The 17,594-nt window shown below is 72.2% G+C and carries 20 protein-coding genes; 1 reads left to right on the top strand and 19 read right to left on the bottom strand.

What is annotated here, in order from left to right; genetic code table 11:
* Window positions 1–72: 72 nt before the first annotated feature.
* Window positions 73–987 (bottom strand): 30S ribosomal protein S2, encoded by a 915-nt coding sequence (gene rpsB, locus Saso_RS33320; RefSeq protein ID WP_189926591.1) that lies wholly within the window; start codon window positions 985–987, stop codon window positions 73–75.
* 424 nt (window positions 988–1,411) lie between these two features.
* On the opposite strand from rpsB, the gene Saso_RS33325 reads away from it, so the two are divergent.
* Window positions 1,412–2,005, top strand: coding sequence for a murein hydrolase activator EnvC family protein (locus Saso_RS33325; RefSeq protein ID WP_372442542.1), 594 nt, complete (start codon window positions 1,412–1,414; stop codon window positions 2,003–2,005).
* Window positions 2,006–2,212: 207 nt separating this feature from the next.
* Here Saso_RS33325 and Saso_RS33330 read toward each other — a convergent pair whose 3' ends face one another.
* The 18 genes from Saso_RS33330 to proS all read right to left on the bottom strand — a co-directional run bounded on the left by Saso_RS33330 (window position 2,213) and on the right by proS (window position 17,484).
* Window positions 2,213–2,770 (bottom strand): TetR/AcrR family transcriptional regulator, encoded by a 558-nt coding sequence (locus Saso_RS33330; protein WP_189926846.1) that lies wholly within the window; start codon window positions 2,768–2,770, stop codon window positions 2,213–2,215.
* A 107-nt stretch (window positions 2,771–2,877) separates the two neighbouring features.
* Window positions 2,878–3,720 (bottom strand): RNA polymerase sigma factor WhiG, encoded by an 843-nt coding sequence (gene whiG / locus Saso_RS33335; protein WP_189926595.1) that lies wholly within the window; start codon window positions 3,718–3,720, stop codon window positions 2,878–2,880.
* Between the two features lie 263 nt (window positions 3,721–3,983).
* The gene (gene dprA, locus Saso_RS33340; protein ID WP_229901477.1) at window positions 3,984–5,273 is read right to left on the bottom strand and encodes a DNA-processing protein DprA; all 1,290 of its coding nucleotides are present in this window, start codon (window positions 5,271–5,273) and stop codon (window positions 3,984–3,986) included.
* Window positions 5,270–6,892, bottom strand: coding sequence for a YifB family Mg chelatase-like AAA ATPase (locus Saso_RS33345; RefSeq protein ID WP_189926597.1), 1,623 nt, complete (start codon window positions 6,890–6,892; stop codon window positions 5,270–5,272). Before Saso_RS33345 ends, dprA begins: the two co-directional genes overlap by 4 nt.
* 1 nt (window position 6,893) lies before the next feature.
* On the bottom strand, window positions 6,894–7,301 hold the full coding sequence (locus Saso_RS33350; RefSeq protein ID WP_189926849.1) for a YraN family protein: 408 nt from the start codon (window positions 7,299–7,301) through the stop codon (window positions 6,894–6,896).
* A 162-nt stretch (window positions 7,302–7,463) separates the two neighbouring features.
* Window positions 7,464–7,772 (bottom strand): DUF2469 domain-containing protein, encoded by a 309-nt coding sequence (locus tag Saso_RS33355; protein ID WP_005311352.1) that lies wholly within the window; start codon window positions 7,770–7,772, stop codon window positions 7,464–7,466.
* Window positions 7,773–7,828: 56 nt separating this feature from the next.
* Entirely contained in the window at window positions 7,829–8,350 is a 522-nt protein-coding gene (locus Saso_RS33360) for an NUDIX hydrolase (RefSeq protein WP_189926851.1), read from the bottom strand.
* A gap of 40 nt (window positions 8,351–8,390) precedes the next feature.
* Window positions 8,391–9,176: a signal peptidase I gene (gene lepB, locus Saso_RS33365; RefSeq protein WP_189926599.1), complete on the bottom strand. Its 786-nt coding sequence runs from the start codon at window positions 9,174–9,176 to the stop codon at window positions 8,391–8,393.
* Window positions 9,177–9,318: 142 nt separating this feature from the next.
* A complete protein-coding gene (gene lepB, locus Saso_RS33370) occupies window positions 9,319–10,299 on the bottom strand; it encodes a signal peptidase I (protein ID WP_189926601.1) in 981 nt (326 codons plus the stop codon).
* Entirely contained in the window at window positions 10,187–11,287 is a 1,101-nt protein-coding gene (gene lepB, locus Saso_RS33375) for a signal peptidase I (RefSeq protein WP_189926603.1), read from the bottom strand. Before lepB (Saso_RS33375) ends, lepB (Saso_RS33370) begins: the two co-directional genes overlap by 113 nt.
* Window positions 11,280–12,011 carry a signal peptidase I gene (gene lepB / locus Saso_RS33380; RefSeq protein ID WP_189926605.1) on the bottom strand — a complete coding sequence of 244 codons (732 nt, stop codon included), beginning with the start codon at window positions 12,009–12,011 and terminating at the stop codon, window positions 11,280–11,282. The genes lepB (Saso_RS33375) and lepB (Saso_RS33380) overlap by 8 nt, the downstream gene beginning before the upstream one ends.
* A 45-nt stretch (window positions 12,012–12,056) precedes the next feature.
* Window positions 12,057–12,407, bottom strand: a complete 351-nt coding sequence (rplS, locus tag Saso_RS33385; protein ID WP_023416775.1) for a 50S ribosomal protein L19 — start codon at window positions 12,405–12,407, stop codon at window positions 12,057–12,059.
* A 137-nt stretch (window positions 12,408–12,544) separates the two neighbouring features.
* Complete coding sequence (trmD, locus tag Saso_RS33390; RefSeq protein WP_189926607.1) at window positions 12,545–13,378, bottom strand: tRNA (guanosine(37)-N1)-methyltransferase TrmD; 834 nt, start codon at window positions 13,376–13,378, stop codon at window positions 12,545–12,547.
* On the bottom strand, window positions 13,378–14,019 hold the full coding sequence (gene rimM / locus Saso_RS33395) for a ribosome maturation factor RimM (protein WP_189926608.1): 642 nt from the start codon (window positions 14,017–14,019) through the stop codon (window positions 13,378–13,380). Before rimM ends, trmD begins: the two co-directional genes overlap by 1 nt.
* A gap of 124 nt (window positions 14,020–14,143) precedes the next feature.
* A complete protein-coding gene (locus Saso_RS33400) occupies window positions 14,144–14,383 on the bottom strand; it encodes an RNA-binding protein (protein WP_189926610.1) in 240 nt (79 codons plus the stop codon).
* 5 nt (window positions 14,384–14,388) lie between these two features.
* Entirely contained in the window at window positions 14,389–14,817 is a 429-nt protein-coding gene (gene rpsP / locus Saso_RS33405; protein ID WP_189926612.1) for a 30S ribosomal protein S16, read from the bottom strand.
* 372 nt (window positions 14,818–15,189) lie between these two features.
* Entirely contained in the window at window positions 15,190–15,786 is a 597-nt protein-coding gene (locus Saso_RS33410; RefSeq protein ID WP_189926614.1) for a hypothetical protein, read from the bottom strand.
* 282 nt (window positions 15,787–16,068) lie between these two features.
* The gene (gene proS / locus Saso_RS33415; protein WP_189926616.1) at window positions 16,069–17,484 is read right to left on the bottom strand and encodes a proline--tRNA ligase; all 1,416 of its coding nucleotides are present in this window, start codon (window positions 17,482–17,484) and stop codon (window positions 16,069–16,071) included.
* Window positions 17,485–17,594 lie beyond the last annotated feature (110 nt).

Consider the following 17,594-nt stretch of genomic DNA (forward strand, 5'->3'; position numbering starts at 1 on the left):
GCACCTCCCGCCGTCACTTCGTCCCTGGGGCCCTACGGACGACCAGGCCGGCCGTACGGCCTACGGCCTGACTCAGGCCTGCTCGCCCTCGGCGGCCGGAGCGGCCTCGGCGGCGGGGGCCTCGGCGGCGGGGGCCTCGGCAGCGGGCGCCTCGGTCGCGGCCTCGGCAGCGGCCTCGGCCGGCTTGTCGGCGGCCTCGTCCGTGTCGGCCTTCTTCTCGCCCTCGAGCAGGTCGCGCTCCCACGCGGCCAGCGGCTCGCCGGCGGCCTTGTCGCCCTTGTCACCGGTGGCGACACCGGAACGGGAGATGAGGCCCTCGGCGACGGCGTCGGCGATCACGCGGGTGAGCAGGGTGACGGAGCGGATCGCGTCGTCGTTGCCCGGGATCTTGTAGTCGACCTCGTCGGGGTCGCAGTTGGTGTCGAGGATGGCGACGACCGGGATGTTGAGCTTCCGGGCCTCACCGACCGCGATGTGCTCCTTCTTGGTGTCCACGATCCAGACGGCGCTGGGGACCTTGGACATCTCGCGGATACCACCGAGGGTCTTCTCGAGCTTGGCCTTCTCACGCGAGAGGACCAGGAGCTCCTTCTTCGTCAGACCCGAGGCGGCGACGTCCTCGAAGTCGATGAGCTCGAGCTCCTTGAGGCGCTGGAGGCGCTTGTAGACGGTCGAGAAGTTGGTGAGCATGCCGCCCAGCCAGCGCTGGTTGACGTAGGGCATGCCGACGCGGGTGGCCTGCTCGGCGATGGCCTCCTGCGCCTGCTTCTTCGTGCCGACGAACATGACCGTGCCGCCGTGGGCGACGGTCTCCTTGACGAACTCGTAGGCGCGGTCGATGTACGACAGCGACTGGAGCAGGTCGATGATGTAGATGCCGTTGCGCTCGGTGAAGATGAAGCGCTTCATCTTCGGGTTCCAGCGACGGGTCTGGTGACCGAAGTGGACGCCGCTTTCCAGCAGCTCCCGCATCGTGACGACGGCCATGGCCGTTCTCCTTGGGTTTCTCGGTTGTGCCGCGGGAACCGGACGGCTCCCGCGCCTGACGCCCGCGATGCGCCGAGCCACGAAGGACCGAGGGGCGCGGATACCGGAGACCAGGCCGTGGCCGGTTCCCGATATCGGGGCGTGCGAAGTCGACCCGGTGACCCGGATCGCCATAGGAAGTGTACGGGACCGGCGGGGCGGCGGGTGACGCCGCTGTCCACAAGCGCCGGGTGGTCCACAGGTGCGGGCCGCGACCGGCGGAACGCGGGACGGTGCCGTCATGCACGCACAGCGACGGGCCGCACGAGGCCGACGGGACCGACGGGAGCGGCGGGGCGAGCGGGGCGGACGGGGCGGACGGGACTCACGTCGGCCGCCGAGGCCGGCCCTGCGCGTCCGGACGGGCAGGGCCCTGCGGACAGTCCTGGTGATCATGTCGGTGACCGTGCCGGCGCCGTCCGCGCCGTCCGCCCGCCCGGCGGGGACGGTCGCGGTGACGCACACGGTGGGGGTGGCGAGGGCGGCCACTGCGGCCCGGGCGGATGTGCCCGCGCCGCCGGTCCCCGCGGTCGGCCGGGTCTGGCCGGTGGGCGTCCGCCCGCCGGTGCTGCGCGGCTGGGAACCCCCGGCGGGTCCCTACGCCACCGGGCACCGGGGCGTCGACCTCGCAGCGGCGCCGGGGACCGCGGTACGGGCGGTGGCCGCGGGCCGGGTGTCCTTCGCGGGCCGGGTGGCGGGCCGGGGCGTCGTCTCCGTGGAACTGTCGGCGACGGGCCTGCCGCCCCTGCGGACGACCTACGAGCCGGTACGGGCGCTGGTCCACCAGGGTGACGAGGTGGCCCCGGGGCAGGTCGTCGGCACGGTGGAGCCGACGGGCTCGCACTGCGCGGGAACCTGCGTGCACTGGGGGCTGCTCAGGGGCGACACCTATCTGGACCCGCTGTCGCTCCTGCCCCCGTGGCTGCGGCGAAGCGGCCCGTCCCGCCTGCTGCCGGTCCTCGGCGTCCCCCTGCCCTGAGCACGGCCCCGGATCCCATGGACCGACCGCCCAGGGGCCGTGCGCCGATGCGACCGGGCTCCGCGGGCCGGTCCACGCCGGGGAGCGCGCGCCGATCCGCCCCGGGAACAGCGGGCCGGTCCACGCCGGGAAGCGCGGGCCGATCCGCCCACGGCCCATGAACCGACTCGACCCGGGCCGGACGGCGGGCCCGGTGGCCGGTGTCGCTCAGCCCTGGACGCCCCGCAGCGCCATGGCCACCGCCGCTTCGGTGATCAGGGCGGGATCCTCCGCCGCGCCCAGTTCGATCCGCCGTACCGCCGCGTCCACCACGCCCTGCAACAGCATGGCCGCCAGCCGGGGCCGGGCGTGCCCCAGCTCCTCCAGCGCCGCGCCGATCATCGTCACGAGCCCGCCATGCGCGGCCCGGATCTTCTCGCGGGCGCCCGCGTCCAGCTCGCTCGCCGAGATCGCCACGACGGCACGGTGGCGCCGGTCCCCCACCAGGGCGAGCTGCCGGCGCACATACGCCTCCACCTTGGCCTCGGCCCCGTCGGCCGCGGCCATCGCCGCCTCGACCTCCGCCGCCCAGACGGGGAAGTCGACCCCGCACAGTTCCTCGACCACGGCGGCGCGCGACCGGAAGTACTCGTACACGGAGGAGCGCGCGAGGCCCGTGCGCTCGGCGAGGGCCGGGAAGGTCAGCGCCTCCGTCCCGCCCTCGGACAGCAGGGAACGCGCCGCGTCCAGCAGGGCGGCACGCTGCATCGACCGGTGCTCGGCCACGGAGGCCGCTCGAATCCTTGGCACGGCAACCACTGTACGGACGCCACCCGCCCGGCGGGAGTGACTCGGCCCGCGCTCGCGTCAACCGGCCGGGGCGCTCGGTGCGTTCAGCGGCCGAAGCTCGCCAGTTTCGCGCGCAGCTGGAGCACGGACTTGGTGTGGATCTGGCTGACCCTGCTCTCGGTGACGCCCAGCACGTTCCCGATCTCGGCGAGCGTCAGCCCCTCGTAGTAGTAGAGCGTGACGACGGTCTTCTCCCGGTCGGGCAGCGTGTTGATCGCCCGGGCGAGGAACCGTCTGAGCTCCCGGTCCTCGGCCACCTCCACGGGGTTGTCGGCGGCGGTGTCCTCCAGCGTGTCCATGAAGCTGAGGCCGTCGCCGTCCTCGCCCCCGACATGCAGCAGCTCCTCCAGCGCCACCACGTTGGCCAGCGACAACTGGCTGAACACGGCGTGCAGGTCGTCCACCGCGATGCCCAGCTCGGCGGCCACCTCGCCTTCCGACGGGGTGCGCCGCAGCCGTGCCTCGAGCGTCGCGTAGGCCCGCTCGACATTGCGGGCCTTCTGCCGCACCGACCGCGGGATCCAGTCCAGGGCACGCAGCTCGTCGATCATCGCGCCGCGGATCCGGGTGATCGCGTAGGTCTCGAACTTGATCTCCCGGTCGACGTCGAACTTCTCGATGGCGTCGATCAGTCCGAACACCCCGGAGGAGACGAAGTCGGCCTGCTCCACGTTGGGCGGCAGGCCGACGCTCACCCGGCCCGCCACGTATTTCACCAGCGGCGAGTAGTGCAGGATCAGCTGCTCACGCAGCCGTTCGTCCCCCGTCGCCTTGTACGACCGCCACAGCTCGTCGAGCGTCGAAGGAGCGGGCGGGCGCACGCTGCCACCGTCGCGGGCGGCTGGGGGGATCGCCGCCCGGTCGGAGCCGGAGGTGTGCTGGGGCATTCGTCGCCTTGTGCCGTTCTGCCGTGAAGTGCGTGTGGTCGGTACCGCGTGATGCAGAGGTCCGGTCTGTGCCGTAATCCCATGTGAGCGTAGCGTGACTGACGTGTCGCGGTGAGCGAAGGGCGGGGCCGGACCGGTGCGCAGATACGTTCCGCTGGGACCCCTCCCGGGTCACGGCGGTCACCCCGGTCGACCCCGGCGCGGGTCAACTGCCGCCACTGCCAAGGCTTTCGGAGTTCCCCCGGACGGCCGAACCCCCCGGGTCAACACGGACGGCGGTCCCCTCGAACGGAGACCACCGCCTGGCGTGTCAACTTCCAGCCGTCGCCGTGTCGTTCGACGTAACCGAGCGCTCTGAGTTCGTACAGTCTCGCGATCGCGTCGTCCGGCGTGGTCCACGCCTCGCGGGCGACCTCGTCGACCGCCGCGGATCTGCGCGCGGGCAGCGCGGCCAGGACCCGCCGGGCGGCCGGCTCCAGCAGGTCGCGGGGCAGGGCCGGCCCGCGCCGTTCGGGGGCCAGCTCGCCCATTTCTCCGACGAGTTCGACGATCTCCGCCGCGTCGGTGACCAGCACGGCCTCCGCACGCAGCAGTTCGTGCACCCCGGCCGAGAGGCCGCTCGTGGCCGGCCCCGGCACCCCCATCGTGTGACGGCCCAACCGCTGGGCGGCCCGGGCGGTGACCAGCGCACCGCTGCGGTAGGCGGCCTCGACGACGACCGTGCCCCGGGTGAGCGCGGCGATGACCCGGTTGCGCAGGATGAACCTGGTGGGCGTCGGGTGGTCGCCGGGCGGCAACTCGCCGACCACCAGACCCTGTTCGGCGATCCTGTTGATCAACGTCGTGTGGCCGCGCGGGTAGGGCCGGTCGACCCCGCAGGCGAGGACGGCGACGGTGGCGCCGCCCGCGCCGAGGGCGCCCCGGTGCGCGGCGCCGTCCACCCCGTAGGCGCCGCCGGAGACGACGACCCAGCCCTGTTCGGCGAGGCCCGCGGCGAGGGTGGCGGCCATGTGGGCGCCGTACTCGGTGCAGGCGCGGGCCCCGACCACGGCGACCGAGCGCAGCGCCCACATCCGCAGACTGGGCCGCCCCCGCACCCACAGCCCGAGCGGGCGGGCGTCCCCCAGGTCGTCCAGCGTCCCCGGCCACTCCGCGTCCCCGGGGCACACGTACCGCACGCCCGCCTCGCGTGCGACGGCCAGGTCCCGTTCCGGCTCGGCACGCTCGGCCCGGGCCCGCAGTCCCGCCCAGCGCCGCGCGGTCACGCCGGGCAGCGGCTCACCGTCGTCCCGCAGGCGCCGCACGACCTCGCGCACGCCTCTCCGCCGTACCCACTGGCCGCCCACCTCGTCCCCGGGCTCCAGGACCCGCCCGAGGAAGACCCGGGCGTGCCGCTCGCCGGCCCGGTCGCGGCCGCCCTCACCGTCGCCGGTGTCGGCCCCGTCCACGGCACCCCCGCCGCCCGGGCCCGCGCCGTCCGGGCCGCCGCCCGGGGCCGCGCCGTCCGACCGCTCACCGTCACCGGCGCCGCGACGCGTCTCCCCGGCGCTCATGTCGGTGCCCCCAGGGCCATCGGCACGCCGCGCGGCACCCCCGTGCGCAGTTGGAGGGCGAGGTTGACGTCCGTCACGCCGGGCCGGTCGTGGCCGACCAGGTCGGCGACGGTCCAGGCGACGCGCAGCACCCGGTCGAGCCCGCGGGCGGTCAGCGTCCCCCGCTCCAGGCTCCGTTCCGCCTCGTCCATGGCACCGACCGCGGCGTGCCAGCGGTTGCGCAGCTCTCTGCCCGGCACCTCGCTGTTGGTCCGCCACGGAGTGCCGGCCAGCCGGGCGGCCGCCCGTTCCCGCGCGGCTCTGACCCGGTCGGCGACGGTCGCCGTGGACTCGCCGCCGGGGCCCCGGTGGGCGAGCTCGGCCCGGCTGACCGGGTCGACCTCCACCCGCAGGTCGACCCGGTCGAGCAGCGGGCCGGACAGCCGGGCCTGGTAGCGGCGGACGGCGGAGGGCGGGCACTCGCACAGGGTGTCCCGCAGCGAGAACCGGCCGCACGGACAGGGGTTGGCGGCGAGCACCATCAGGAACCGCGCCGGGAAGCGCACCACCCCCGCGCTGCGCGCGATCACCACATGGCCGGCCTCCAGGGGCTGCCGCAGGGCGTCGAGCGCGTGACTGCCGAACTCCGGGGTCTCGTCGAGGAAGAGCACACCGCGGTGGGCCAGCGAGACGGCACCGGGCCGGGCGAACCCCGCCCCGCCCCCGACCAGCGACTGCATCGTGGCCGAGTGGTGCGGAGCGCAGTACGGCGGCACCTCGATGAGGGGCTTGCCCGGCGGCAGCAGTCCCGCCACCGAGTGGACGGCGGTGACCTCCAGCGACTCCTGCCTGTCCAGCCGGGGCAGCACGGCCGGCAGCCGCTCCGCGAGCATGGTCTTGCCCGCGCCGGGCGGGCCCTCCAGGAAGAGGTGGTGACCACCGGCCGCGGCCACCTCCACCGCGGTCCGCGCGGAGCACTGTCCGACCACGTCCGCGAGGTCGTGCCCCTGGTCGTGCTGGGCCCCGATGCCCTGTATGCCGGTGGCCGCGCCGGTGCCGGGCATCCGCAGTCCGGCCAGGAGCGGGTCGGGGCGGCCCGCCTCGTCCGGTTCCTCCTCGGGCACGGGTTCGTCGGCGAGGACGGCGATCAGCTGCCGCAGACTGCGTACCCCGAGCACGGAGATTCCGGGGACCAGCGCCGCCTCCGCGGCGGCGCATTCGGGGACGACCACCTGCTCGTAGCCGGCGTCGGCCGCGGCCAGGACCGCGGGCAGGATGCCCCGGACCGGCCGGACCCTCCCGTCCAGGCCCAGCTCGCCGATCATGACGATGTCGGCGAGCACCCGGGGGTCGATCCGTTCCGCAGCGCCGAGCACGGCGCTGGCGATGGCCAGGTCGAAGCCGCTGCCGCCCTTGGGCACCGAGGCCGGGCTGAGTCCGACGGTGAGCTTCTTCTGCGGCCATTCGCCCCCGGAGTTCACCACGGCCGCCCGGACCCGGTCCCGGCTCTCGGTGAGGCTCTTGTCCGGCAGCCCCACCAGCGTGAACGCCGCCACGCCCGGTTCGAGGTCGGCCTGCACCTCGACGACGACCCCTTCGACGCCGACCAGCGCCACCGAGCACGTACGCGCGAAGCCCATCTCAGGCCACCCCCCGCGCGTGCTCGACGACGGCCGCCCCGCGCCGGGGCAGGAGCACGCCGACCAGGTCGATGCGGACGCCGCCCGGCGGGGCTCCCCCGTGTTCCTGGATCCACCGCTGCGCCAGGTCGCGCAGCCGCTGGGCCTTCTGTGGGGTCACCGCCGCCATCGGGTGCTGGAATCCGCCGCCCCTGCGGGTCTTGACCTCGCAGAGGACCAGGACGTCACCGTCCCTCGCGACGATGTCGATCTCGCCGGTCCTGCCGCAGCGCCAGTTGCGCTCCAGGACCGTCATCCCCGTGTCGGCCAGCCGTCGGGCGGCCAGGTCCTCGCCGTACCTGCCGAGTGCGCCTCGGGCCAGATCCGTGTGCGTGCTCATGTGGGCACCACCTCCGGCACCCACGTTCAGGCATCCGGCGGCCCGGAAAGGATCTTGGTGGACGGGCGGACGCCTGTGGACAACTCCGTCACCCCCACGGGTGGCGCACCACCGCCGCACCGGCACCGAGCACCCCGGCACCGGCCGCCCCCGCCTCCGGCGCCGACCGTCGTACGCGAAGTCCCGACCCGGTCAGCTGCCCGGAAGCTCCAGATCGCTCTTGTTCAGCTCCTCGATGTTCACGTCCTTGAACGTGAGCACCCGCACCTGCTTCACGAACCGGGCCGGCCGGTACATGTCCCACACCCAGGCGTCCGCCATCGACACCTCGAAGAACACCTCGCCCTGGACCGAGTGCACCTGCATCTCGTAGTCGTTGGTGAGGTAGAAACGCCGCTCGGTCTCGATCACGTATTTGAACAGACCGACGACATCGCGGTACTCCCGGTAGAGCTTCAGCTCCATCTCGGTCTCGTACTTCTCGAGGTCCTCGGCGCTCATGGCATGTTCCCCTTCAGCCGTGCGATCCCCCTATTGTGCGCCAGTCCCGTGCGCCTCTAGACGATTTCCGTGTCGAGGGTTACGGGTCCGGCCGGAGGACCTTCGTCGAGCAGCCCGCGCAGCAGCCCGGCGAGTCTGGTCGGATACACCGTCTCATGGGCCCGGGTCAGTTCCTGACACGTCCACCAGCGCGCTCCGGCGACACTGCGCCGCTCCAGCTCGGTGAGGCCCGTGGGCCGGGTCTCCGTCACCGTCGTACGGGCCAGGTAGTACCACTCGTCCTGGTCCCAGCGGCGGCCCGCGAACGGGAAGGAGCAGGTCCGCCGCCACAGCACCGGGCCCAGCTCGACATCGGTGATGCCGGTCTCCTCGGCGAGTTCCCGCAGCGCGGCTTCCTCACGGGTCTCGTCGCCCTCCACCCCGCCGCCCGGAGTGAACCACCATGTGTCGTCCGGGTCGTCCGGTTCGTGGCCGTGCAGCAGCAGGATGCGGTCCTGCGGGTCGAGGAGCACGACCCGCGCCACCTTGCGCAGCCCGCCCTCGTACGAATCCGTGCCCGCGAGCGAGCCCGTGTCCACGGAGGAGGCCGTCCCCGCGTCCGGCGGTCCGTCCGTGGCCTCAGCGGGCACCGGCGGCCTCCGGCCGGGCACCGGTGGGGCGACGGCCGGACGTCCGCTTGGCGATGGGGCCGTACGCACCCCCGCCCAGGACCAGCACCCCGCCGGCGACGATCAGCCAGCCGACCGTGCTCAGCGGACCGGGCCGGGAGAGCGCACCGAGCTGCTCGAAGCCGGTGGGCCGCTTCAGCATGCCGTTCATCGGCCACACCACGGCGTCGACCCGGGCCTTGACGGCGCTGCGCGCGACCGTGCCCTGGGCGGCGTCCGTCAGGTGGGCGGTGGAGTCGAGCGAGCCCTCCCGCTCGTCACCGAGCAGGAACAGCCGGCCGTCCGGGACCTTCACGGTCGGGATGTTCTTGTTCTCGGCGAGGCTGCCCGCCGGAAGATACGGTTCTTCGATCTGCTTGCCGTTGACGGTCAGCTTGCCGTCGGTGCAGCAGGACACGGTGTCGCCGCCGACCGCGACCACGCGCTTGACCACGGGCGCGTTGCTCGCCCAGGTCTTGTCGGTGAACACCACGACGTCCCCGCGGCGCACCTCGTCGCCGTCGATCCGCTCGGCCAGCACCCGGTCACCCGCGGCGATCGTCGGGCTCATGGAACTGGTGGGCACCGTGTACGGCCGGTAGAGCAGGGCTCCCCAGCCGAATCCGCCGAGGAACAGCACGAGGCCCAGTGCGACGGCCAGTCCGGACAGACGCTGTCCGGTCCGGCTGCCCACCGGGCCACTGCTGGTGCCACCGCCACTGTGCGGGGCCGTACGCGTAGTGCTCTCGCCACCCATGGATCCGCACCCTACCCGGCGGTACCGAACCCGGTCAGCCCCTCTTCCCGGCTCGTCCGGGCCCTGGCCGCAAGCTTGGGAAAGGGTTTGCCGAGCGCGAGCGGTGCGCCATCGCGGAGCGGGCCGCGGGCGGCGGGCCGCCTCAGCGGTTCCCGGCGTCCTCCGTGCGCCGACGGCGCCACAGGACCACCGGCACGACCCCGGCGAGGGCGAGGCCCTGCGGGGCGACCGTCAGGGCCGCGGGCGCCGCGGACCCGGCGCTCAGGCCGTCCTGGTCGAAGGTGTCCGGCACCGGGAGCGTGCCCCAGCGGGTGATCGGCCAGGCTTTGACGACGGCGCGGCCGACGACCTGGTCGACGGGGACCATGCCGTGGTTCTTGTCGGACTGGTTGTAGCGCGAGTCACGGGAGTTCTGACGGTGGTCGCCCATGACCCAGATGAAGCCCTTGGGGACCTTAACGGTGAACTGCCCGCCCTGGTCGTCCTGGCTGCACGGGGTGTTGCCGGGGTAGACGTACGGCTCGTTCAGCGCCTTGCCGTTGACGGTCAGCGGGCCCGTGCCCTTGCAGGAGACGGTGTCGCCGCCGACGCCGATGACCCGCTTGATCAGGTCCTTCTCCTCCGCGGACGGCATCAGGCCGATCCAGCTGAGGACGGTCTGGAAGGCGTTCGGGTCGACGGTGGCCTCGCCCGCCAGCCAGTTGTCGGGGTCGTGGAAGACGACGACCTCGCCGCGCTCCGGCTCGGATCCGAACCACGGGGTCAGCTTGTCGACCAGGACCCGGTCACCCTCCTTGAGGGTGTTCTCCATCGAGGCGGACGGGATGGAGAACGCCTGCACCAGGAACGTCTTGATCAGCAGCGCGAGGACGAGCGCGATACCGATCAGGATCGGCAGCTCCTTCCAGAAGGAGCGCGGCTTCTTGGGCTTCGGGGCCGGGCCGCCCGATCCCTCGCCACCGGTCCGGGGCGGCTCGTCCGCCGGCGGGCCGTCGCCGCCCGCCACGGGGTCACTCCCGGAGGTCACGGCGCCGTCGGAAGCCGGGTCGGCGGCCCCCACGGGATGACCGCGGTGCTCCTCGCCGTCGTGCCCGGACCGTGCGCCAACCGCCACATCCCCCACGCCAACTCCTCACTCTGTGCCGCTGCCTGCTCCACGTGCGGCGCAGGCCCACCACTCCCATAACGAGCGGGAGTTCCGCAGGGCTCGGGAGTTGTCGGATCGATTCGTTCGGATCGCCGGGAGCAACCCTATGCGACAGCCGGGCGGACGCGGTCGCCGTGGCGGCCGAGCCGGTCACGGAAGCGAAAGTTTGCGGTTCCTTGAGACGGACCCAGTGGCCGAGGGGCCAGGCGATGACCATGGCCCGCCCCACGACCTCGTCCTCGGAGACGGTCCCGCCGTAGTCGGTGTTCTGGTGGAAGCGCGAGTCGGCGGAGTTGGCGCGGTGGTCGCCCATCACCCACAGCCGCCCCTGCGGGACGGTGATGTCGAAGGCCGAGGCGGAGGGCTCGTTGCCGGGGTAAAGATAGGCGCCCTCCTCAAGGGGAACGCCGTTGACGGTCACCCGGCCCTGGGTGTCGCAGCACACCACGTGGTCGCCGCCCACACCGACGACCCGTTTGATGAGGTCCTTCTCGTTGTCGGACGGCAGCAGACCGATGAAGGTGAGCCCTTCCTTGATCTGCTTGACGACGACCGGGTCGCTCTTCTTCGTCGTGGTCTGCTCGTCGTTGAGCCAGCCGCCGGGGTCCTTGAAGACGACGACGTCCCCGCGCTCGGGCTTGGAGCCGAACCACGGGGTGAACTTGTCGACCAGGACGCGGTCGCCGATCCGGATCGTCTGTTCCATGGAGCCGGAGGGGATCACGAAGGCCTGGACGAGGAAGGTCTTCAGGACCAGGGCTATCAGCACGGCGACGCCGACCAGCAGCGGTATCTCCCGGGCGGCCGAACGCCTGCGCTTGCGCTTGACCTTGCGCTGGAGCTTGCGCCGCTCCGCGCGCGAGCGCCCTCCGGCGCCGGGGCTGGAGGTGCGCCGGGCGCCGGTGGGCAGGAGGTTGTCCGCGGCGCTGGTCGGGATGCCGCGCGGCTTGCCGCGGTTACCCATGGGCGCGCTCCGCGGCGGGTACGCGCGCGTAGGCGCCGGGACGGGACAGCCGGGTGAGGTGCGCGTAGGGCCAGACGATCCAGTCGGCACGGCCCACCACCCGGTCGACGGGGATCATGCCGCCGCCCGGTGAGCCGAGGTGGTCCCGGGAGTCGCTGGAGCGGCTGCGGTGGTCACCGAGGACGAAGAGGGTGCCCTGCGGCACGTCCACGTCGAAGTCCACCGTGGACGCAGGGTCGCCGGGATGCAGGAACGCGGACTCGTCGACCGACCGGCCGTTCACCTTGATCCTCCCCTCCTTGTCGCAGCAGACCACGTGATCTCCCCCTACACCCACGACGCGCTTGATGTAGTCGGAGTTCCCGAAGTACCCGGTGCCGTCGAACACGACGACATCGCCGCGCCGCGGCTCGGCACCGAAACGGTACGCCAACTTATCTACGAGAACCCGGTCGCCGATCCTCAATCCGTTTTCCATGGATCCGCTGGGAATCTGGAATGGTTGGACCACGAAAGCGTTGAGGACCAGCAAAAACAGCAGGCAGATCAGCAGGGTGAGACTGACCCGGCCGCCCGGGACCCACCGCGTGACGCGTGCCACCAACGCGAAACGCGACCGTCCCTCCGCCGCCTCCGGTTCCGGGGTCTCCTGGGAGACGTCCGCGGATACGGGAGGCTGGGAGGAGCGGTCGCGCTCCGTCGGCTGCTGAGCTTCGGTGTCCATCGGGGCCAGATGCTATCCGGCCCCTCCACGAACGCCGCAGGGCACTCAGTTGTCGCGCTTCTCCTTGATCTTCGCGGCCTTGCCGCGCAGCTCACGGAGGTAGTACAGCTTGGCGCGACGCACGTCACCGCGGGTGACGAGCTCGATCTTCTCGACGATCGGGGTGTGCACGGGGAACGTGCGCTCGACGCCGACGGAGAAGGAGACCTTGCGGACCGTGAAGGTCTCGCGGACACCGGCGCCCTGGCGGCGGATGACTACGCCCTTGAACTGCTGCACACGGGAGCGGTTGCCCTCGATGACGCGGACGTGGACGTTGACGGTGTCACCCGGGCGGAAGGCCGGGACGTCGGTCCGCAGCGACGCGGCGTCGACGGAGTCGAGCAGGTGGGACATTTCGTCTGCTTTCTTCGCTGATGCCACAGGTCATCAACGGAACTAGAAGTTCGGGGATCGAGTGCCGTGTGCCCGTCGAGGCGGGCGTCGTGTCCCCCTGTGGCAGGGGCGCACACCGGACGGCGCACAACAGCGGCCTATTCTTCCACGGCGTCGGTCCTGCGCCAAAATCGGCCGTACGGGGCACCCTCCGGATCGGGCGTCCAGCCCAGGATGGAGAGCATCTCGCGGTCCTTCTTGTCGAAGCCGGCCGGTGCGCAGCGCTCGATCAGGTCGGGCCGGTTGGCCGTGGTGCGCCGCAGGGCCTCGTCGCGGCGCCAGCGGGCGATCTTGCCGTGGTGGCCGCTGAGCAGCACGTCGGGGATGTCCCGGCCGCGCCAGGCGGGGGGCTTCGTGTAGACGGGGCCTTCGAGGAGACCGGCCATGGCTCCGGGGGCGAAGGAGTCGTCGCGGTGCGACTCGGCGTTGCCGAGCACGCCGGGCAGCAGACGCGCCACAGCCTCGGTGACGACGAGGACGGCGGCCTCCCCGCCGGCCAGGACGTAGTCGCCGATGGAGACCTCGTAGACCGGGACCCGGGTGGCGTACTCGTCGACGACCCGCCGGTCGATGCCCTCGTAGCGGGCCGGTGTGAAGATCAGCCAGGGGCGCTCGGAGAGTTCGACCGCGAGTTCCTGGGTGAAGGGCCGGCCACTGGGTGTCGGGACGACGATCGCGGGCGCGTGCGAGCCCGTCTCGTAGCCGTCGGCGAGCACCGTGTCGAGGGCGTCCCCCCACGGGTCGGTCTTCATGACCATGCCGGGGCCGCCGCCGTACGGGGTGTCGTCGACGGTGTTGTGGCGGTCGTAGGTCCACTCGCGCAGGTCGTGGACGCGCACGTCGAGCCGGCCACGCGCGCGTGCCTTGCCGACGAGGGAGACGTTCAGCGGGTCGAGGTACTCGGGGAAGATCGTGACGACGTCGAGGCGCATTACGGGCGGTCCCCGTCGGTGTCGGTGCCGCCGTCGGCCGTGGCGGAGGCCCCGGCCTCGTCGCCGTCCGCCTCCTCGGCCCCGTCGTCGTCCGCGTCCTCGTCCGCGTCGCGGGAGGAGACGATCTCGGCACGGTCGTCGATCAGGCCCGGCGGCGGGTCGATGACGGCCCGCTGCTCCTCGAGGTCGATCTCGGTGACGATGGCCTCGACGAACGGGATCATCACCTCGCTGCCGTCCGGGCGCTCGACGATGAAGAGGTCCTGGGAGGGCAGGTGCGAGATCTCGGTGATCCGGCCGACCTCGACGCCGTCCTTGGTGACCACGTCCAGGTCCATCAGCTGGTGGTCGTAGTACTCGTCCTCCTCCTCGGGCAGCTCGGCGGGGTCGATCTCGGCGATCAGGAGGGTGTTGCGCAGGGCTTCGGCCGCGGTGCGGTCGCGCACGCCTTCGAAGCGCAGGAGGAGACGGCCGCTGTGGACACGGCCCGTCTCGATGGTCAGCGGGCCGGCCGAGGCCGGGTCCGTGGCCAGGACGGCGCCGGGCGCGAGCCGCAGCTCCGGCTCGTCGGTGCGTACCTCGACGGTGACCTCGCCCTTGATGCCGTGGGCGCGGCCGATCCGCGCGACTACGAGCTGCACTTGTGAAGTTCTCCTGTCGTACCTGTCGTACCTGTCGTACGTGGTCGTCACGACTGCCGTAACGACTACGGGCCGGGGACGGCCCAGTGGCCCTCCCCGGCCCGAGCCGGTGCTGCGAAACGCGTCAGCGGATGTGATCCACGTCGACGAGGTCGACGCGGACGCCACGGCCGCCGATGGCGCCCACGACGGTGCGCAGAGCGCGCGCGGTGCGGCCGTTGCGGCCGATCACCTTGCCGAGGTCGTCCGGGTGGACCCGGACCTCGAGCACGCGCCCGCGGCGCAGGTTGCGCGAGGCGACCTGCACATCGTCGGGGTTGTCGACGATGCCCTTCACGAGGTGCTCAAGCGCCTCTTCGAGCATGCTGCTCAGGCCTCGGTCGACTCAGCCGCAGAGGACTCGGCGGCAGCCTCGTCCTTCTTCTCGGCCTTCTTCTTCTGGGTGATGGCCTCACCCTTGCCCGAGTCGTCGCCACCGAGGGCCTCGAACGACGGGCGGGCCTTCTTCGGCTCGGCGACGAGCAGCGGCGCCGGGGCGGGCTCGCCCTTGAACTTCTGCCAGTCGCCGGTCTTCTTCAGGATGGCGAGCACCGGCTCGGTCGGCTGCGCGCCGACACCCAGCCAGTAGGCCACGCGGTCGGCGTCGACCTCGATGATCGACGGGTGGTACGTCGGCTGGTACTTGCCGATCTCCTCGATCGCACGACCGTCACGACGGGTGCGGGAGTCGGCGACGACGATGCGGTAGTGAGGCGCGCGGATCTTGCCCAGACGCTTCAGCTTGATCTTGACTGCCACGGAAGTGGTGTCTCCTGGTCTTGACGTGGTTGGGCACGGCGAGAAGGCCGCGTGGGGTTGCGGTACCCGAGTGCCCGATGGACGCGTCAGCCGGAGGAGAGAGGGGTCCTGTGCGACTGTCGAGTACAGCTAGCCATTGTGCCACACCCCGCGGGTCGTCCTCGGCCGAGGGGCCGTGACGGCCCGCGGGCGCGCGTGAGCGGCACCCGGCGCCGCGGTGCGCGCGCGTCGGGTGCGCGGCCCGGCGCCGCGGAGTGCCGGCCGCGCCCGGCCGTGCCGCTTCGAGGAGGCACGACCGGCGCGCCGCACGGTCACCCCGCGCCCTCGCCGTCGACCGGCAGCCACGAGTTGCCGGTGCTGGGCCGTCAGGGGTTACGCCGCGCCGACGATCTCCGGGATCCGGAACGGCTTGCCGCAGCCGCCGCACACGATCGGCGCCTGGGCCAGGACCGAGGGCACGACGCGCACGTTGCGTCCGCAGTCGCACACGGCCTTGACCCGGACGCCACCGCCGGAGGAGCCGTGCCGGGCCGCGGGACCGCGGAAGGTGCGGGCGGTGTCGGCGGAGGTGGCCGCCAGGTGGGCCTTGAGGGCCCGCTGGAGACGCTCGATCGTCGGACGGTAGCGGCGCTTGGCCTCCGGGTTGAGCGTGACCAGGGAGAAGCCGCTGCTGGGGTGCGGCTCCTCCGGATGGTCGAGACCCAGCTCCTCGGCGATCGCGAGGAATCTGCGGTTGTGGTAGCGGCCGGCGCGGGAGGTGTCGCGGACGCCGCGGGCGGCGGCGATGCCATGGACTGCCTCGTGAAGCAGTCGCTCGAAGGAGAGCTCGTGACCGCAGGCGGACGACGACTCCCCGATCAGGGACTCTGGCGCGGCAAGATCGGGCAGTTCGGGGTGGTACCGCTGAATGTCGGCCCACGCCTCTGCCAGTTCTGCGGCGAGAACAGGTGGTGTCTGTGTCGTGCTCACGTAATGACAACGAGCGGGGATGCCCCTGTGTTCCTATTCCGGGCCATCCCAAATAATTTGCACGTACCCGTCAGTTGCCACTGATGCGTCCTGACGAGGGCGGGTGCGCTGATCTGCGGAGAAGCCTCACAGCTCCCCCCAAGCTGGTGCGTAGGCCGCGTACGTCCACCCCGCCGGGTACCCACTCGCGCGGCGCGTAGGCGGCAACGCGCGCCGGGGCGGGGGTGTCGCGCGGGGGCGCAAGAGGCGTTTCGGCCGCTCTCGCGAGCGGAGGGCGCCGTCTCAGTAAGCGCGCGCGACGACGGCGAGGTTACCCGGGGCGTCCTCGGCGTCCGGCACCGACCCGTCCTGTGCGATCAGACACCGTACGGTGAGCGACTGCTCGGCCAGTCGCGCCTCGCCCTCTTCGCCGAGGTCCGCCCAGGGGATGCGCGCCCAGCCGCCGGCGGTGACCGCCTCGACCGCCTCGGCGATCGTCGACACGTCCGTCGTACGGGACTCGCGGCGTGCGCGGGACTGCTCCAGCAGCAGCGCCTGGTCCTCCTCCAGGAGGGCGGGCAGCAGCCCGGCGAGGGCGTCGGTCGCCACCGGCTCCTTGCCTCCCGGGATCCTGCGGGCCAGCATCGCGGTGCCGTTCTCCAGGTCACGGGGCCCGATCTCGACCCGCGCGGGAACGCCCTTGAGCTCCCAGTCGACCGCGCGCCGCCCGAAGGGGACGTCGGTGCGGTCGTCCACGCGGACGCGGAGCCCGGCGGCCCTCAGCCGGTCGCCCACCTCACGGACCTTGGCCAGAACCGCCTCGTCGCCCTTGATCGCCAGGACGACGACCTGGATGTGCGCGAGCCGCGGCGGCACCCGCAGTCCGTCGTCGTCGCCGTGGGTCATCACCAGGGCGCCGATCATGCGGGTCGTCGACCCCCAGGAGGTCTGCCACACCAGCTCCTGGGTGCCCTCCCGCGACAGGTAGCGGGTCTGGAAGGCCTTGGCGAAGTTCTGGCCCAGTTCGTGACTGGTGACCATCTGGAGGGCCTTGCCGTCGCCCATCATGCTTTCGAGGGTGAGCGTGTTGACGGCGCCCGCGAAGCGCTCCTTGGCCGTCTTGCGGCCGGAGACGAAGTCGATCGCGAGGACGTTCTCGAGGAAGTCCCCGTAGACCTCGCGCTGGATGCGCGCGGCGAAGTCGCGGGCCTCCTCGTACGTGGCGTGCGCGGTGTGCCCCTCCTGCCACAGGAACTCGGAGGTGCGCAGGAAGAGGCGCGGCCGCAGTTCCCAACGGACCACGTTGGCCCACTGGTTGATCAGCAGGGGCAGGTCGCGGTAGCTCTGCACCCACTTGGAGAAGTACTCGTTGACGATGGTCTCGGAGGTGGGCCGGACGACCGCCGGCTCCTCCAGTTCCTTGCCGCCCCCGTGGGTCACCACGGCCAACTCGGGCGCGAATCCCTCGACATGGTCGGCCTCGCGCGTGAGGTACGACTGCGGGATCAGCAGCGGGAAGTAGGCGTTCTCGGTACCGGTCTCCTTGATGCGGGCGTCCATCTCCGCCTGCATCCGCTCCCAGAGCCCGTACCCGTACGGCCGGATGACCATGGTGCCGCGCACGGGTCCGTTGTCGGCCAGTTCCGCCTTGCCGATCAGATCCTGGTACCAGCGAGGGAAGTCGTCCGCCCGCGGGGTGAGAACGGGAGCCTTTGCCATGGCGCGAATGGTACGGGGCCGGGTTGCCGGAATGTGAATTCTCGCCACAGGGGCGGCCTGCGCACAAGCGGGGCCCCGAGACCCCTGGACGCCGTCGCGTACGGGGAGTT

Origin of the sequence: Streptomyces asoensis, assembly GCF_016860545.1 — a bacterium.
GTDB classification, from domain to species: Bacteria; Actinomycetota; Actinomycetes; order Streptomycetales; family Streptomycetaceae; genus Streptomyces; species Streptomyces asoensis.

Excerpts from the sequence above, each read along its gene's own strand:
- rpsB (WP_189926591.1), bottom strand. The coding sequence starts at position 987 with ATGGCCGTCGTCACGATGCGGGAGCTGCTGGAAAGCGGCGTCCACTTC.
- whiG (WP_189926595.1), bottom strand. The coding sequence starts at position 3,720 with ATGCCCCAGCACACCTCCGGCTCCGACCGGGCGGCGATCCCCCCAGCC.
- dprA (WP_229901477.1), bottom strand. The coding sequence starts at position 5,273 with ATGAGCGCCGGGGAGACGCGTCGCGGCGCCGGTGACGGTGAGCGGTCG.
- Saso_RS33345 (WP_189926597.1), bottom strand. The coding sequence starts at position 6,892 with ATGGGCTTCGCGCGTACGTGCTCGGTGGCGCTGGTCGGCGTCGAAGGG.
- Saso_RS33355 (WP_005311352.1), bottom strand. The coding sequence starts at position 7,772 with ATGAGCGCCGAGGACCTCGAGAAGTACGAGACCGAGATGGAGCTGAAG.
- lepB (WP_189926599.1), bottom strand. The coding sequence starts at position 9,176 with ATGGGTGGCGAGAGCACTACGCGTACGGCCCCGCACAGTGGCGGTGGC.
- lepB (WP_189926603.1), bottom strand. The coding sequence starts at position 11,287 with ATGGGTAACCGCGGCAAGCCGCGCGGCATCCCGACCAGCGCCGCGGAC.
- lepB (WP_189926605.1), bottom strand. The coding sequence starts at position 12,011 with ATGGACACCGAAGCTCAGCAGCCGACGGAGCGCGACCGCTCCTCCCAG.
- rplS (WP_023416775.1), bottom strand. The coding sequence starts at position 12,407 with ATGTCCCACCTGCTCGACTCCGTCGACGCCGCGTCGCTGCGGACCGAC.
- trmD (WP_189926607.1), bottom strand. The coding sequence starts at position 13,378 with ATGCGCCTCGACGTCGTCACGATCTTCCCCGAGTACCTCGACCCGCTG.
- Saso_RS33400 (WP_189926610.1), bottom strand. The coding sequence starts at position 14,383 with ATGCTCGAAGAGGCGCTTGAGCACCTCGTGAAGGGCATCGTCGACAAC.
- proS (WP_189926616.1), bottom strand. The coding sequence starts at position 17,484 with ATGGCAAAGGCTCCCGTTCTCACCCCGCGGGCGGACGACTTCCCTCGC.